The organism is Corynebacterium glyciniphilum AJ 3170 (assembly GCF_007673095.1).
Taxonomy (GTDB): Bacteria; Actinomycetota; Actinomycetes; order Mycobacteriales; family Mycobacteriaceae; genus Corynebacterium.
The window spans coordinates 203525-218791 of the sequence record NZ_VDYZ01000006.1 but is presented as its reverse complement, the minus strand read 5'-3'; the positions used below and the strand labels follow the sequence as shown (position 1 = coordinate 218791).

Below are 15267 nucleotides of genomic sequence, written 5' to 3'. Positions count from 1 at the left end.
ACCTTCTTTGTGGTGGTCAGACACGCCGACGCCTAGAACAACGACTTTCGTAACACGACCTAGAAGGCACACCCTCACATAGAGCCCTGTCGCTACGCGGGAAGGTCTTGTAAACACGATGCAGGAAAAGGAGTCGGCACTATGGCAGTGGGACCTGATGGTGAGGTCCGGCCGTTGACGCAGCGGGAGCTGGAGACACCGGAGTTCACCCGCCTGATGTGGTTGGCCTCGGGTGCAGGGACGGAGAAGCTGGAAAGGCTCGTTCGCGATGCGCCGTCCGAATACCTGGTCCACGGCGTGACTGTGGGAGACCGGGTCGTTTCGTTCGTGGCATTCGATCCGGGCGGTGATCCCGTAGTGATCCGCTACATCGCGGTTGATGAGGATAGACAGCGCGGGGGTCTTGGCGGTGCACTGGTGTCGGCTGTCACGCAGCGGGCGAACGGCAGGTCTGTGTACGCCGAGACCGATGATGATGCGGTTGAGTTCTACCGTCGATCCGGCTTCCAGGTCGAGGCGAAACCGCGCGACCCCCGGTGGCCAAAACGGCAACGCTATGCGTGCACGTTGCCAGGTGCATCCCGCTTCTAACGAACCGGCAACACGAGATCCGTACCGGTCCACTTCCGTGCCCAGCATATGGCTGTGTAAACGTCAGTGGAGAAGTACTGACTGCCAGAAGCGGAACCCTCCACCTGGCACGCAGCAGTTGTTCACCCAACTTGCCGCATCACCGTAGAGTGATGCGCGCACCGACACCTCTGAACTTCTCCCGAGGTGCGGTTAACATTGGTTGACGACACAGGAGGTTGATCCACTTGTCCACCACATCTGCCAGTCCCCTCCCCCGCACGGTGTCAGCTCTCGCCACCGGAGTGCTACTACTGGGCACCGCACTCACCGCCTGCAGCACCGCGGACGACACCGACTCCACCACGCTACCCACCACATCTGCCCAGGCCACTGCCACCACACAGCCCACCAGTGCCCCCGCCCCGACAACCACCGAGGCACACGACGGGGACGGTGATGAAACCGAGGACGCCCCTGCGGACACCTGCTCCGAGCTCACCGGTGACGAGGCTGTCGCCCGCTGGGCCAGCGACGTTCCTCCTAACGCCGAGAACTACCCGTGGGCCCCAGCCTGGGCCGTGACCGACGGCTACGACTCCTGCGCCGACCTCTCCTGGATCATCCTGCCCATCGAGGGCGGCACGGCATCCTCGCCATACCAGATCATGCTCTTCCACGACGGAAGCTACCTCGGCACCGCCACCTCGGAAGCATACGGCTTCTACCCCACGATCTCCCGGGTCGATGACGCGACAATCTCCGTGACCTGGCACTGGCCGCGTGAGGGTGAGTCGAGTGCCGGGGCCTCCGGAGAGTCCACCGCGCAGTTCACCTGGGATGCCCCTACCGGCAGCGTTTCCATGTCAGGTGAGGTCCCGCCGGTGTGACCATAAAGAAGGACGCTATGTCCGGTTCCCGGAGACCGTTGTAGGTTCATGAGGGTCAAAGAGACCCGCGTAGCCTCCGGGAGTCGCTCTGAACAAAAACCCGGAGGATCCGGACTCCGGAGGTCGAGAGAAGCGTGCAACAACGACAGGACCACGCCCGGGTCGCTGTGAAAGCGAGCAAGCGTACCGGCGATATCCTGCCGCGCAGGATCTACCACCTGGCCGGGGTACCGGTCCCAGCCAATGCGACAGACCACACCCAGCGAGCTGAAGACCTCAGATAACTCACCGCACCGAATCCAGCCCACCATCTGCATCCCGTGCATGCGCAAGGCTACCTGCCGTGCAGACCCCGTTCGATCTGGTCCGCTTTGCGCTCCTCCCCGGCTTCACGCAGAAATCTGACCGCCTGGGACACGACCGCCCGGAGCCTGGTGGTCTCGTTCTCCGCCGCAATCCCTCGCGGTGCCTGACTCCACGCCCGGACAAGTGCGTGGCTCGGAGCATACTTACGCAGAAGGTCATGATGGTGGCGCATCCCGGGCACGAAACCCTCTGCTTTGAGTTCTTCTTCGATGCCACGCAGGTACAGATCGACCAGTTCAGGTTCCGCTGCTGCGAACGCTTGGGCCGCCTTGAGCGCCGTAGCGAACGAAAAATGCCATCTGCCGTCACAATCTTCGTAGTTCAACGGGTCATACTCCAACGGTGTGCTGTGAAGTTTCGCCCTGTCCCAGTAGCGCTGAGCAGACGTGGGATCGTCAGCCCAGTACCTACGGATCGCGTATTGCTCTCCGCTCGCCTCCATCACAGCCGAGATCGCATCCTCAGTGACCTCATCCCACATCTCATCCGTGGCAGCCTCAATCCGCGCCGACCGTTCCTCATCACGGATCAGAGCCTTGCGCTCACCCCACCTACAGGCGAGGTCTCGGGTCACCACCCACTCTTCAAGCCCCTCGAGTTCGCCACTGTCAAAACGGACCTTGCACTGTCGGCCATGGGTCAGCCCGAGGAACACCACCTTGACGAACGAATCACCCGAGCCCGGACCAGACCCTTTCGGCCGCAGTGCGTAGTTCTTGTCCTTGACCAAGTCTTCTTTCCGCATGCCTCCATCATCCTGAATCTCCTCGCCGCCTGCCCAGCATCTCCCCCACGATCAGCGGGAAACATGGATAGTGCGATCGACGCTGGGACTCGAAGTGCTCATGGAAGACCAATCCTCGCAGTCATTGCCCGACATCAAAGCAGATCGCCCCACACCGAGCGACCAATATGATCCCCACTGTTCCCCTGAGCCCAGAAACAACGTATTCTGTCGTGTCCAGCACCATCAGCAGAAAGACCCCCGTGTCGAAGAACCTGCCCACCACGAGGCACCACGTCACGCCCATCGACGAACTTGATGCCCATGCCGACTCACCATCGGTCGACGATGACCACAACGAATCCCGTGCAGCACAGAAGACCCCGCATGACGCTGACGGGGCTGGCTCCCAGTCAACCACCGGGTCCGTCCGATCCGACACCCCACTGCCTTCGCCCACTGAGAAAACAGAGTCACCACGTGTGGTCGCAGGCCACCTCCTCGACACCATCGCCGAAGCCCGGCAAACACTGCTCGACAAACTCGCCCGAACCTGGCACTGACCAACCACCAGGGACAACCCCACCCCGGCGCCCGCTGCGCTGTCCCAGAACCCGCCATCCTTGCTTCCTCTCGTCCGGGGGATTCACGAAAGGACATCGTGGACATGCTCACCCGCGCCGAATGCGATGCCTACGCCGCCCGCCTCGACACCATGATCCAGTTCTACAGCCTCCGCAAAACCACCGGACTGTCACAGAAGAAGTTCGCGAAGTTGATCGGCGTCCGACACCGCGATGTCCAGCGTGCAGAGGAGGCCGCCTTCGACGGACTGACCGGCGAAGTCCTCCAGCGCTACAGCACTGCCCTCAACAGGACGATCACCGTCGCCTACCTCCGGGGTGCAATATCGCCAGTATCACCGTCAGCACTGCCGCGACCGCGGAATAGCTGGAGGATGTGCGTGCAGACCGACTGACCAAGTTGTACACTCCGTCGCTGATCCGACAGTAAGATCGAGGGATGGTTAGCCCGGAATATGATTGGCTGCCGGACCGCCATCTCGGCGTCGCAGCCACACTCTCACATGCAGATGAGCTCATCGGCCAGGTGTGCGACCTGCTGTCCGGCTACCACACTCAGCCAGACGGCATTATCCGCCTGCGTGAGGTTCCCATTGGAGACATCAGCAGGACGACCGTCACTGGCATTGCACCTATCCCACGGAAGGTTCCGCTCCTGGTAGCTGATGCGCTTGTAGCACTACGCGCGGCACTAGAGCACACTCTGTTCACCGAGGTCGAGCACCTTCACAGCGCACGTCTCGAAGAGAAGGCCGCCAGGCTTATAGAGATACCTGCTGCCGACACCTACGAGAGCTTTCAAGAGTGGTTGAAGAAGCGCGCACGCAACGGTCCAGCCTCACTGCGCGCTGGAGACGTTCTCACCAAGCGGATTGAAGGTCTACAGCCCTATCAGCGCACCGTGAACCCCCACGAGCACCCGCTGGCCCGACTCGTGCTCCACACCAACCACGCAAAGCACCGCACACCAACAATCACGGCAGTTCGACTGGCCGCGATGTATCCAGATGACCAAGCTCCCCGAACAGTGCAAGAAATACCCCGACGCCCGGAGCAGCCCCTCCGCATCAATGATGTGATCGCCGAAACCCCTATTGGCGCTCAGCACGCGTTCACCCTGTTCCCGACGGTCGGCATCAACCGGCCGGGGTCCGACAGGTGGCCAGTACTCGTGAAAGAGCTCGACGAGATCGCAAGGTGGGTGCGAACACAAGCAGTACCGCGTCTGATCACCGGTACCGAGCCACCGAAACCACACCTCCCCGCTCGTTACGAAATGGATGTCGGACACGATGATGAGCGTGCCGCCGTCGCTGCAGGATCAACGGTCACGGCGGCAGAGCACCACCTAGAACGCCTCAACGCATCTATCGCTCGAGAGGGACTCTACGACATTCTCGGACACCTCGACGGGGCACCGACTTCAGAACAGATCAGTGCATGGCTAAAGCAACTGTCCGATAACCAGGTACTTAAGCAGATGGCAAAGATCAAGCCACCCAGCAACTATGACCCAGACATAATCATGAGCAACTACACGGCCCTGTTGGGCATGCGTGATGAGGTGCGAGCATTCGAGGACGGCCTCCAGTCCACGACAAACCTCACCTGACCGGATACCTCGCCATGCTCCAGATAGGCGGCAGTACACGTCAGGTGGACTACCTCCGCATATCACTCCTCTCACTCGGACTTGACGTCACTGGCTAGACCAGCGATGAACACGAGCGAACACCACAATGACTGAACACTCGAGGATGGACACCTCAACGAGATCACCACGAAGCGCCGGGAGTTGCTGAACCGGTTCGCCGAGATATAACCCCCGGCCCGACAGCTCCACCTCAATGACCTCAGAGTCGCTGCGTATACTCAGGCCATGGCCCGGAAGACGAATCGAGCACAGCTCAAAGCGGCGATGAACAAGGCACAGCGCCAGCAGAAGCAGGCGATCGACAATTACAATCGTCAGGTTCGTCGGCGCAACACGGCAGTCAAGAAAGCCGTGAATGACCACAACCGAGAGGTGCGTGCGTATAAGGCCAAGGTGCGTAAGCACAACAACCAGGTCAAAAACCAACGGCGACGGCTCGAGCAAGAGATCCGTCGTATGAACTCTCGCCCGCAGACGAGGACCTTCATCTCTTATAGAGCATCGGTTGAGACCCTCGCTCGCACGTACACAGAGACCGAAGCCATCCTGACAGACAGGATGCTCACACCTGCCGGCCGCGAGCTTGTCAATCGGGGCAGCGAGGAGGCTGCCAACAGCGCCTACCTGCTCAATGCAATGGACGGTGATGGTGAACCCGAGGACGATCCGACTGAGGAGGAGTTGCGCGGCCCGAGCATGCAGGCAGAACTCGAGACGTTCGGGCAGGACCTGGTTGATCGTTGGACCGGTGCACTCTTCTCCCTCAGTCCGCAAAATCCTGACGCCGCACGCCACTTCTGCACCAGTGCCCGCGAGGTACTCATCACGATGATCGATGACTCCGCCCCTGACGAGCACGTGGTCAAGGCCGTTCCCTCCTGCGATACGACAGACAGAGGGGTTCCGACTCGACGCGCCAAAGTGCGGTTCCTTCTGCAACGCAAAGGAATCGCCGACGACTCGATCGAGGAACTGGTCGAAGAGGATATGAACAACGTTCTCGGACTGTTCCGTGAGTTCAATAACGGCACCCACGGCCATGCCGGCCGGTTCACGATCACGCAGTTGAACGCCCTGCGCATGCGGGTCGAGTCGGCGATTGGTTTCATCCACACCCTCTGTACTCGATGATTCGCTGCCGATGACCGGCTATTCGTCTTTCAGAGTCGCCTCCGACTGAGTGTTTTATCAACATCGAATAGGTAGACCAGGTCGTGTTGCCGCACAGTAGAGCGCGCCTTGAAGGCCTCTGCAACGCCTGCGGCGGCCACCCGGCCGACACCTCCGACCGCTGCGGTTGCGGAGGGTAACAACGCGGCGAGGTCCGGGATGTTCGCAACGGCCACCGCGATAGTCGGTAAGCCAAAACCCTCTGTCAAGAGGCGCTTTCCCGTCTCGGACGCGATACGCGTCTTCGATGCTGTGCTTCGCAACTCCTCCAGTGCGGGACGCACTTCGTCCTGCCACAGCTCATCGATCTCGCTCGGTAACGTCGTCTCCAGCGCCGAGGACTGGAGCTGGTCTGCGAGTTTCTTCGCAGAGGCCCTATACTTGGCGCGGCCTTCGGCGAGTTCCTCCCGCGCCTCAAGCACATGACCCATCGGCGCGTCGGGGAATGCCGGCAGTCGCTCCACCAAGCCAGCCCCGACCGAAGTGCGCCTAGAGCGCGTCGCTGCGACAGCAGGGAGACCGTCAGGATATTCCCCTGGGCTGCGCAGAAAAGCAGTAGTCATCTCATCCAGCAACACGTGAGATCCAGGGTCACTCAAGGCTTTCGTCAGGCGGTCGCGGAACCAGTCAACCTGCTGGTCAATGGGGTCTTCAAAACGGGTCCCTGCACTGATCATTCTGACTGATCCTGCTTCCAGAGCCATCTCGATCTCCGCCGATTCACGACTATCGAAGACTTCGTTGGCTGTCCTCTTGAGCTGAGGGAGTTGTTCTCGCCACAGTCGTTCGCTTTCCACTCGTTCCGGGTCGTCCACAGGCCTGGATCTCAACACTTGCATCGCATAAAAGAACTGTCCGGGGTCGACGCCATCGGGAGTAATGCGACGAAAAGTCTCCGGCGGTAGTGAGCTGATAGTACTTAGAGGATCACTCGCGTCGATGCCCCGCAACGGACGGAAGTCGCTCAGCCATGACGCGCTCGGTGCGACCAAGTCGATGTGATCTGCATACAACAACGAACTGCGCAGCAGTCTGAGCTCATCTGCGAGTGAAGGGTGTCCGTTGTTTTTCGGCTGAGGAGTCACCCCAACAGTGACCGTCAGGTCGTGTCTGTGGGTGGCTGTGGACTTATGTCGATTTCGCCGAGATGCTCGACGTGACTGCTTTCCCATGACTGTACTATCCCACGTCACCGGCGACAGAACATTCGGCCCAGACATGCACGGCATGGCCGGACGCTTCTCCGAGCCATGGCCCCTGAGTTAGCGAAGCACCTAGCAACAGCCGTGAGCGCCAGCACAGGCCTCCGCCAACTTTCCGGATGAGTTTTCCATGACTACGGAGTCATTCCTCGCCCACCCCGCCTGCCCTACAGCCTCAACCTTCCATAGCGGCGGAAGATTCTAGGTCCTCGCCAAATCCTCCTGCATCTATTGGCACCCCAATGTCTATAACGGTGCAGTTCGCCAGGTCGGCGGGTGCGGTCTAGGCGTGCTCGGCGGTGACTGACTTAGCCATGCGGGTACTCCTTGTCTCCGGTCGTAACCGGAACGGGGAAGGTCTCGGGGACCACCTTGGTCGGTGGGGCTCACAGCCCGGACACCGGGGGACGACGGGGTCCGGCCCTTCTCGTGCTCTGGGGGCGGGGCCGCGCCCGGCCGTAAGCTGGGGGCGCCCCCAGACCACCGCGCCCACGGAGAGAAAAAAAGACACTCAGAACCGTTCCCGAGCGCGGGTAAGTGCGCGGATTCACGACGCTCTCACCAGTTACTTGTGCCTTCGTCTGATTTCGACAAGTAGACCATACGAAGTGGCATCACCGCAGACCACAGCATGTTTATTCGTTCCGGTCAACCACGCAGTGGCCGTGGTCAGTCGAACTTAATGTGACACAGAACCTAAGTTGATCTTGACGTGACCGCCACCACTGACTAGCGTCTCTTCCAACGCGATGACTACGTAACCATGCGGGCAGTTCCCGCTAGTGTCTGACGACAAGGAGAGCAAGGGATGTCCATATCCACGTCCGCCCCGGAGGGGGAACTGACGCTCACGCGAACGCGACGAGCATCAGTTGCGAGTGCACTTGGAAGCGCACTCGAATACTATGATCTAAATATCTACGGTGCCGCTGCAGCACTTGTCTTCACCCACGTGTTCTTCCCTGAGACCTCAGGCGCTACGGCATTGCTTTTGTCGATGGGAACCTTCGGAGTTGCCTACGTCGTGCGCCCCCTCGGCGGCGTCATCCTCGGGCACTTTGGCGATCGCATCGGCCGCAAGAAAGTGATGCTCGCCACACTAGTGATGATGGGCGTGGCAACCTTTCTCATCGGGTGTTTGCCAAGCTACGACAGTGTCGGTTGGCTGGCACCAGCACTACTAGTCCTCATGCGATGTATCCAAGGCTTTAGCGCGGGCGGGGAACAAGCTGGCGGCAACGCCATCATCCTCGAACACGCCCCCACCCACCGGAGAAACTTCTTCTCCAGCTGGACCATGACCGGAACCACAGGCGGAATCGTGCTCGCCAGCCTGGCCTTCCTCCCCGTCGCAGCCCTGCCAGACGACATCCTCTACAGCTGGGGCTGGCGCATCCCGTTCTGGGCCAGCATCCTTGTGGTCGTAATTGCATACATCGTCCGCCGGAAACTCGAAGAGCCTGAGTCATTCAAGGAACTAAAAGAGAATGACGATGTCGACACAGTGCCGGCCCTGGACATGATCAAGACCCACCCGGTTGCCCTGATCCGAGTGATCGTCTGCTCCATGACAGCCGCAGTGGGCACGCTTGTCCAAGTCTTTGCGCTAAGTTACGCGGTCGATGACAGCGGAGTCGATCGGTCCACCATGCTCTGGGTATCGGTTGTGGCCAACTCGTTGGCGCTCTTCGCTCTTCCGATGCTCTCAATACTGTCCGACCGTCTCGGACGAAAGCCTGTCTACCTCGGCGGAGTGATCGGCTGTGCCATCTTCACCTTCGTCTACTTCCAGGCAATCTCCACCGGCAGCATCGCCCTGATCTTCCTAGCCGCATTTGCCCTGACATCAGTAAGCTACAGCGCCATCATCGGCGTCGGCACCTCGTTCTACCCAGAGATGTTCGCCACCAGAGTCCGCTACTCCGGTAGTGCCATCGGAACCCAGATCGGCTACGCCGTCGCAGGGTTCATGCCGACCATCGGCGGAATGATCGTGGTCGCCGGTCCGAACGGATGGATACCCGTCGCGATTCTCATGACCGTCATCCTGGCACTCGCGTTCATCGCCGCGGCCACCGCTAAAGAGACTGCAGGAACTCACATCGACGAGCTGGGAACAGCAGATTAGTCCCCCTCCACCATCGCCGACATCCACAGCATCTTCAGTTCGAGAGGAATCCATGACCATCCCCAATAAGCACAAAAATGACCGCGTCGCCGTGGTAACTGGAGCAGCACGAGGCATCGGCCTGGGCATCGCCTCGCGCCTCGCAGAGGAAGGGGTCTCCGTCGTTGTCTGGGACATCGACCCTTCCCCCTTGGACGCTGCGACCGCCGGTGGTGAAACCTGGAAACCCCGGGCAAGCCTCCGAGTCGACGTCTCCGATCCGAACTCGGTCGACACGGCGTTCGAGAAGACACTGGAGATCACCGGACACATCGACATCGTCGTAAACAACGCTGGTATCAACGGACCGGTAAAACCACTGGCAGACTACGCATTCGGTGAATGGAATCGGGTGCTCGGCATCAACCTGACAGGCACGTACAACGTCTGCCACGCCGTAGTCCCCCACCTCGTGCAGCGGGGATGGGGGCGGATCGTCAACATCGCCTCGATCGGCGGCAAAGAGGGCGTACCCAATATCAGCCCTTACTCGGCCTCCAAGGCAGGCGTTATCGGGTTGACCAAGGCCCTGTCCAAGGAACTGATCACCACCGGCGTCACGGTGAACTCCGTGGCACCGGCCATGGCTGCAACGGAACTCCTCGATCAAATGACCAGTGAACACGTCGAGAACAGCAAAGCGAAGATCCCGATGGGACGGCTACTGGAAATCGACGAGCTGGCCGCGCTGGTGTCATGGATCGCCAGTGAGGAGTGCTCGTTCACCTCCGGGTTCACATTCGACGCTACCGGCGGACGAGCAACCTACTAAGGAGGACCAGCAGGTGTATACCTGGTCAATTGCCCACGCAACCGCACTCCAGCTCTCTCCCGTGCACCTCCTGGAGACAGCAGCAAGCCTGGGTGTCCCCGAGGTGGGAATACGGCTGGAGCAGCTCACCGACAATGAGCCGCATTTTGAGCTCATCGGCAACCCCGCAAACATCTCGCGCGTACAACGTGTGATGCAGTCCACGGGAGTGTCTATCAGGGATACCGAGGTCGTACGCCTGACCCCAGGGTTCGAGATTGACGCATACCGCGGATTCCTTGAAACAACCGCTGAGCTGGGAGCAAGAAGTGTGACCGTGCAGACACCGGACCCCAACCGGGGCCGTGCCAAGGAGCACCTTCGGCGATTTGCCGAAGCGGCCGCCCAGTACAACCTGCGGTGCGAACTGGAGTTCGTGAGCTGGACCGAAGTTCCCGACCTGCATACAGCAGCAGACATCGTCACTGCCGTGGACATGAGCAACGTGGGTATCCTCGTCGATGTCCTGCACTTCGTCCGTTCTGCCAGCTCATATGAGGAACTGAGAAGTCTTCCCCCAGAGTGGTTCGCGATGGCCCACCTCAACGACGGGCCAAGTCTGGCCCCGACAGGGGTCGAAAGGCTCGTGCACGCCGCTCGCCATAATCGATGCATCCCATTCTCCGGGGACTTTCACATAGCAGACATCCTGGCATGCTTACCGGAAGACATCACCCTGACCGTTGAAGTGCCAAATGACAGTGCTCTAGATGAACTCGGCGCCGAACAATACGTCAAACGCGTGATGACTCGAAGCCAGAGCGGACTAAAGACAATACTGGAGGGCGCCTCATGAGCTCAACGCGAAAAGCATATGTCCTCAACGGTCCGAATCTGAACATGCTCGGAAAAAGGGAGCCGCACCTGTACGGTGATGTCACGCTTGACCAGGTAGAGAACAGGTGCAGTGAGGTTGCACAAGAGCTTGGCTTTGATCTCTTCTTCGGACAGTCCAACTATGAAGGGCAGTTGATCGACTGGTTACACCAGGCACGTGAAGAGAAAGCGGGGGTTGTCATCAACCCTGCAGGACTGTCTTTTCGTTCAATCCCGCTCGTCGACGCGTTGAAAATCATTGAACAACCCATCATTGAATGTCACGTCACCAACATTCACAGTCGCACAGAAGAGGTCTACCACACCTCGTGGGTCTCTCCGATTGCTACCGGAGTCATTGCCGGGGTCGGCACCTACGGTTATGAACTTGCCTTATTAGCGCTCCGGCGCGAGTTGGACGGAAAGCACGCATAAAAAGCGGATGAGGTAGGACGGCACGCGGCACGTCTAAGCTCGCGGTACCGACGTCGACCGGCGTTCCACCAACTGCACTGGAACGACTTCGTGCGCGATATCTCCGCCCGGTGAATCGATCCGTTCTACGAGGAGCTCCACCGCTCGCTGGCACTGTGCCCGCAGGTCCTGGCGAACGGTGGTCAGGTGGAATGTTCCCCAACCAGCCAGGGGAATATCATCGAACCCGACGACACTCAGGTCGTCAGGAACCTTGATGCCCGAAGTCCTGCACTCCTCCAAGAGGTTGAGTGCGATGACATCGCTGCTGCAGAACACCGCAGTTGGTAGTCTCTCCTTCGCGACCATCTGTCTCGCGGCCTCGCGGCTATCCCGGAGACTAGGAACCGAGGTGATGATGTTGTCCTCAGCCATGTGCAACCCGAAGTCGTCAAGCGCTTGCTCGAAGCTCCGCCTCCGGCCCTGGCCGCTGGACGTGTGGGGGGATCCGGCAATCATCCCGATATCTGTGTGCCCCCGGTCGACCAAATGCCGGGCGATCGCTCGGCAACCGATCCAGTTGTCAGGCATCACGCGGTCAAGGCTAACCCCGGCCACGTCACGCTGAATCAGCACTGCCGGGATGCTTCTCGCGATGACCTCTGGAACGACGGCAGAGTCGAAGTTAGCCGAGGCAATAATCATCCCATCCGTGGGGATATTTGTGGACAAGAAGTCGTGCGGACCTTGTTCGAAGTTCTTCTCCAGGAAGAGCATCATATTGAGGTCATGAGCGTGCAAAGCGTCTTGCAGCTCTGCAATAATGGTCGTGAATACGGGGTTATCGACGTCCGGCACTGTTACCGCGATGACACCAGATCGATTGGTAATCATTGATCTCGCAAAGAGGTTGGGTGTGTAATCCAGCTCAGATGCGGCATCCAGAACTTTTTTTCTAGTCTCGGGAAGGACTCTGGGGTCTTCCCGAAAAGTTCGCGATACGGTTGTTTGACTCACGCCCGCTCGCTTCGCCACGTCCTTGCTCGTTATGGATGTTCTGCTTTTCATCGTTTCCCACGTTCTTTATTGGCTCATCCGAGTGCATTGCCGTCTCAAATCCTTACATTCTGGTCCAAATCACGTGAGAGATTTAGCGGCTCTTCGCAGTTCGGAGTGTGTAGACAGCTAAAATGTGCGGCTCGTTGCGGCACAACATGTAGAGAGCCTGGCCGGTACATGATGGGGGCCACCATACCTTCATCTGACGGAACCAGATCCCCACAGCGCACCCAACCGGCAACCTCATCGCCGACACCATCTGCCGAACCACTGAGATCAGAGTGACGATCATCGGCGCCACCAATGTCTGGGTGGCGACCGCCATCGACGCAATGCCGGTCACCGTCGACCACACCTGTCCAGACGGCGGGACGAGTGGTACCACGAGAGACCACGTGTCGCCGCATGATGGATCTACCGATGGTGGGCTTCCTTGCTCGCTTGCACGTCCGGGTGTTCGCTTCAGCTACACCCAGGACTCCTATGCCGGAAAATCCTCCAGACCTCGCTGGCCGCGTCGATGACTGGGCGAAGTTGACGCAGCGGCCGGACCGCTGGCTCCTGCAGCGACTGGCGACTGACCGTATGAGCCTCGCAGCGACCGCGACAGCCATCGACCAAGCATCACCCGAAGCTACCAAGGCGATGGTCCCGCTTCATGTCGTGCGCTTGGTGGCAAAGAGCTCACAACGTCTGCAGCGAGAGACGACCGGTCGACGCCGCACGTGAGGTTGACTCGCTGGGTAAGCACCGTCGTACCTTGCGGACCAGAACGAACTATCTGACCGAGCGGCAGAAGCAATGATCGAACCTGGTGTCGTGCGCTGATGACGATTTCGTCACCTGGCAGTCCACCTGGGAATTCTCCCCGGGCGTCATCGCCGCCTACGGTCGTCCCCGGGAAACGGGGGAGAAAGAAGCTGATGTGCGGCCTGATAGGCAGGCTATGCAATAGACTACCGAAGGGTATTGGCGAGTTGGGGGCAGTTCGGCCCACACTGTGGCGCAAGCGTAAGGATGTCCTGTCCTCCTTCGCCATGAGGGCGTCCAACAGGCCCGTAGAGGCCACCAATGGCGAGTTGGAAGCATCATATACGGCATCGCCCTGAGCTTTTTCGAATCTGGACCACTACATCTTGGTAGTCGCTAATCCACTCTGATGGGTTGCAGCCACGGATCGTCACGCCCTAGAGGCGCGAAGAACCACACAACCTCTGAGTTCGTGACCGACCCCACCCGGAAACCCTCTGGAGTTTTAGCCTCCCAGGCCGTCGTCGGGACCTCGCCGCGCAACTCCCCCAACTGCTAATCTCGAGGGGTCCGAACTCTAGACAACGAAAAACCGGAGGTCACGAACCCTTTCGAGTTTGTGACCTCCAGCCGGTTCAGTTCGTGAACCGCTCACTGTGGGCGAAGGGGGACTTGAACCCCCACGTCCCGAAGGACACTGGCACCTGAAGCCAGCGCGTCTGCCATTCCGCCACTCGCCCGTGGCATCGATGTATATCGACGTGGGTTGCGTCTGCAACGGAGAGCAACACTATCACCGTCACCCACCACACACAAAGTCACAGGCCACGCCGGTATTCAGGACCCGCACCTGCCACACACCCGGCGAGCTGCACCCACTTCACAGCTGCAGTCCGTATAGTGGGCCGACAACGTGTGCCGTGCCCGGTCCAGCACCCCGCCGGACCAGCACCCCGATGAAGGCAACCGGCCCTACGGGACGAGAGAACGAAAGGTGAGGCGTAACGACCATGGACCTCTTCGGTCGCTTCCGTAAGCTCGACAGCTCCCTGCAGCGCGGGCTGGACAACGGCTTCGCGCGCGTCTTCGGCGGCGAGGTCGTCCCCGCCGAAATCGACGAACTGCTGAAGCAGGAGGTCGAGGACACCCTCATGGAGGACCACAGCGGCACCGTCTACGCCCCCTCCTCCTACCGCGTCCACGTCTCCGAACACGACCACACCGCCCTGCTCGAGAAGCGCCCCGACCTCGCCAACGAACTCCGCGGCCGGCTCCAACGCTTCATCCGCAACGAAGGATGGGACAGCCACCATCCCGTCGCCGTGGAGATCGTGAAGGACGACGGCCTGCACACCGGGCAGCTCAAGGCCCGGTCCTCCTTCGAGAAGACCGAGCAGCCCGAACCGCACTGGCCGCGCAGCGAACCGGATTCCGGGCGTAGTTCCGTCGCCCACTCCTACGACGCCGACGAGCCCTCCCCCGGTGCCGACCCGAATCCTCTCGTCGGGCTGGCGCGTCCGTCCCAGTCCCCGCAGGCCGCCCAGGCAGCGCAGCAGGACCACCCCGGCGCGCAGGACCAGCAGCCTGAGCAGGACCCCGACCTCGGCGAGCCGCTGCAGAGCTACCCCGGCACCGAGGTGATCTCGCACAACGCCCAGGCCCCGGCGAACAACGCCGACGAGGCCACCGGCGCCGCGAACGCCGCCGCCGGCGAACAGGTCCCCCAGACCACCGTCACCCTGTACCTCCAGGACGGCTCGGCCCGCAGCTTCCTGCTGCAGCACGGCACGAATGTCATCGGCCGCGGCAATGCGGTCGACTTCCGCCTGCCGGACACCGGCGTCTCCCGTCAGCACGCCGAAATCACCTGGGACGGGTACGACGCCGTCCTCACCGACCTGAAGTCCACCAACGGCACCACCGTCAATGAGATTCCGGTGGACAGCTGGCTGCTCGCCGACGGCGACGTCATCACCATCGGGCACAGCGAGATCGACGTTCGTTTCAGCTGACGGGACCTCCGGAAGGTAGATTCAGCCGGTAGGATCAATCGTTGACCGACCGGTCAACCCACCGGCACGAAGGAGATG

Annotated in this window: 16 protein-coding genes and 1 tRNA gene; 13 read left to right on the top strand and 4 right to left on the bottom strand. The window is 60.3% G+C overall.

The annotated features are described in order from the left end of the window. The first annotated feature begins 141 nt into the window (after positions 1 to 141). The 3 genes from FS507_RS07910 (at position 142) to FS507_RS17575 (ending at position 1744) form a co-directional block, all read left to right on the top strand. On the top strand, positions 142 to 591 hold the full coding sequence (locus tag FS507_RS07910) for a GNAT family N-acetyltransferase (RefSeq protein ID WP_145942234.1): 450 nt from the start codon (positions 142 to 144) through the stop codon (positions 589 to 591). Positions 592 to 818: 227 nt separating this feature from the next. Beyond that, on the top strand, positions 819 to 1460 hold the full coding sequence (locus FS507_RS07905; RefSeq protein ID WP_260853220.1) for an LppP/LprE family lipoprotein: 642 nt from the start codon (positions 819 to 821) through the stop codon (positions 1458 to 1460). A 134-nt stretch (positions 1461 to 1594) separates the two neighbouring features. After that, complete coding sequence (locus FS507_RS17575) at positions 1595 to 1744, top strand: hypothetical protein (protein WP_186314607.1); 150 nt, start codon at positions 1595 to 1597, stop codon at positions 1742 to 1744. Positions 1745 to 1794: 50 nt separating this feature from the next. Here the strand turns inward: FS507_RS17575 and FS507_RS07900 are convergent, their stop codons facing one another. Continuing rightward, complete coding sequence (locus tag FS507_RS07900; protein ID WP_145942233.1) at positions 1795 to 2571, bottom strand: hypothetical protein; 777 nt, start codon at positions 2569 to 2571, stop codon at positions 1795 to 1797. Between the two features lie 212 nt (positions 2572 to 2783). On the opposite strand from FS507_RS07900, the gene FS507_RS07895 reads away from it, so the two are divergent. From FS507_RS07895 to FS507_RS07880, 4 genes are all read left to right on the top strand, one after another. Beyond that, on the top strand, positions 2784 to 3113 hold the full coding sequence (locus FS507_RS07895) for a hypothetical protein (RefSeq protein WP_145942232.1): 330 nt from the start codon (positions 2784 to 2786) through the stop codon (positions 3111 to 3113). 98 nt (positions 3114 to 3211) lie between these two features. Continuing rightward, the gene (locus tag FS507_RS07890; RefSeq protein WP_145942231.1) at positions 3212 to 3529 is read left to right on the top strand and encodes a helix-turn-helix domain-containing protein; all 318 of its coding nucleotides are present in this window, start codon (positions 3212 to 3214) and stop codon (positions 3527 to 3529) included. A gap of 44 nt (positions 3530 to 3573) precedes the next feature. Continuing rightward, positions 3574 to 4746, top strand: a complete 1173-nt coding sequence (locus FS507_RS07885) for a hypothetical protein (RefSeq protein ID WP_145942230.1) — start codon at positions 3574 to 3576, stop codon at positions 4744 to 4746. 267 nt (positions 4747 to 5013) lie between these two features. After that, positions 5014 to 5919: a hypothetical protein gene (locus tag FS507_RS07880; RefSeq protein ID WP_260853219.1), complete on the top strand. Its 906-nt coding sequence runs from the start codon at positions 5014 to 5016 to the stop codon at positions 5917 to 5919. A gap of 29 nt (positions 5920 to 5948) precedes the next feature. On the opposite strand, the gene FS507_RS07875 is transcribed toward FS507_RS07880, so the two are convergent. Next, positions 5949 to 7130 (bottom strand): hypothetical protein, encoded by a 1182-nt coding sequence (locus tag FS507_RS07875; protein WP_145942229.1) that lies wholly within the window; start codon positions 7128 to 7130, stop codon positions 5949 to 5951. A gap of 838 nt (positions 7131 to 7968) precedes the next feature. Here FS507_RS07875 and FS507_RS07870 point away from each other — a divergent pair. Genes FS507_RS07870 through FS507_RS07855 form a run of 4 tightly spaced genes read left to right on the top strand, consistent with a single transcriptional unit; the run spans position 7969 to position 11389 of the window. Next, entirely contained in the window at positions 7969 to 9288 is a 1320-nt protein-coding gene (locus FS507_RS07870) for an MFS transporter (protein ID WP_145942228.1), read from the top strand. A gap of 52 nt (positions 9289 to 9340) precedes the next feature. Continuing rightward, positions 9341 to 10099: an SDR family NAD(P)-dependent oxidoreductase gene (locus tag FS507_RS07865; RefSeq protein WP_145942227.1), complete on the top strand. Its 759-nt coding sequence runs from the start codon at positions 9341 to 9343 to the stop codon at positions 10097 to 10099. Positions 10100 to 10112: 13 nt separating this feature from the next. Further along, complete coding sequence (locus FS507_RS07860; RefSeq protein ID WP_186314606.1) at positions 10113 to 10934, top strand: sugar phosphate isomerase/epimerase family protein; 822 nt, start codon at positions 10113 to 10115, stop codon at positions 10932 to 10934. Continuing rightward, a complete protein-coding gene (locus FS507_RS07855) occupies positions 10931 to 11389 on the top strand; it encodes a type II 3-dehydroquinate dehydratase (protein ID WP_145942225.1) in 459 nt (152 codons plus the stop codon). Before FS507_RS07860 ends, FS507_RS07855 begins: the two co-directional genes overlap by 4 nt. A 33-nt stretch (positions 11390 to 11422) precedes the next feature. On the opposite strand, the gene FS507_RS07850 is transcribed toward FS507_RS07855, so the two are convergent. Next, positions 11423 to 12436, bottom strand: a complete 1014-nt coding sequence (locus FS507_RS07850; RefSeq protein ID WP_145942224.1) for a LacI family DNA-binding transcriptional regulator — start codon at positions 12434 to 12436, stop codon at positions 11423 to 11425. Between the two features lie 474 nt (positions 12437 to 12910). Here FS507_RS07850 and FS507_RS18470 point away from each other — a divergent pair, with 474 nt between their 5' ends. Continuing rightward, entirely contained in the window at positions 12911 to 13156 is a 246-nt protein-coding gene (locus FS507_RS18470) for a hypothetical protein (protein WP_260853218.1), read from the top strand. A 678-nt stretch (positions 13157 to 13834) separates the two neighbouring features. Here the strand turns inward: FS507_RS18470 and FS507_RS07840 are convergent. Then, a tRNA-Leu gene (locus FS507_RS07840) sits at positions 13835 to 13917 on the bottom strand. Between the two features lie 270 nt (positions 13918 to 14187). Here FS507_RS07840 and FS507_RS07835 point away from each other — a divergent pair. Next, positions 14188 to 15189, top strand: a complete 1002-nt coding sequence (locus FS507_RS07835; protein WP_145942223.1) for a DUF3662 and FHA domain-containing protein — start codon at positions 14188 to 14190, stop codon at positions 15187 to 15189. Positions 15190 to 15267 lie beyond the last annotated feature (78 nt).

Excerpts from the sequence above, each read along its gene's own strand:
- FS507_RS18470 (WP_260853218.1), top strand. The coding sequence starts at position 12,911 with ATGCCGGAAAATCCTCCAGACCTCGCTGGCCGCGTCGATGACTGGGCG.
- FS507_RS07875 (WP_145942229.1), bottom strand. The coding sequence starts at position 7,130 with ATGGGAAAGCAGTCACGTCGAGCATCTCGGCGAAATCGACATAAGTCC.
- FS507_RS07900 (WP_145942233.1), bottom strand. The coding sequence starts at position 2,571 with ATGCGGAAAGAAGACTTGGTCAAGGACAAGAACTACGCACTGCGGCCG.
- FS507_RS07865 (WP_145942227.1), top strand. The coding sequence starts at position 9,341 with ATGACCATCCCCAATAAGCACAAAAATGACCGCGTCGCCGTGGTAACT.
- FS507_RS07880 (WP_260853219.1), top strand. The coding sequence starts at position 5,014 with ATGGCCCGGAAGACGAATCGAGCACAGCTCAAAGCGGCGATGAACAAG.
- FS507_RS07885 (WP_145942230.1), top strand. The coding sequence starts at position 3,574 with ATGGTTAGCCCGGAATATGATTGGCTGCCGGACCGCCATCTCGGCGTC.
- FS507_RS07835 (WP_145942223.1), top strand. The coding sequence starts at position 14,188 with ATGGACCTCTTCGGTCGCTTCCGTAAGCTCGACAGCTCCCTGCAGCGC.
- FS507_RS07910 (WP_145942234.1), top strand. The coding sequence starts at position 142 with ATGGCAGTGGGACCTGATGGTGAGGTCCGGCCGTTGACGCAGCGGGAG.
- FS507_RS07870 (WP_145942228.1), top strand. The coding sequence starts at position 7,969 with ATGTCCATATCCACGTCCGCCCCGGAGGGGGAACTGACGCTCACGCGA.
- FS507_RS07855 (WP_145942225.1), top strand. The coding sequence starts at position 10,931 with ATGAGCTCAACGCGAAAAGCATATGTCCTCAACGGTCCGAATCTGAAC.
- FS507_RS07850 (WP_145942224.1), bottom strand. The coding sequence starts at position 12,436 with ATGAAAAGCAGAACATCCATAACGAGCAAGGACGTGGCGAAGCGAGCG.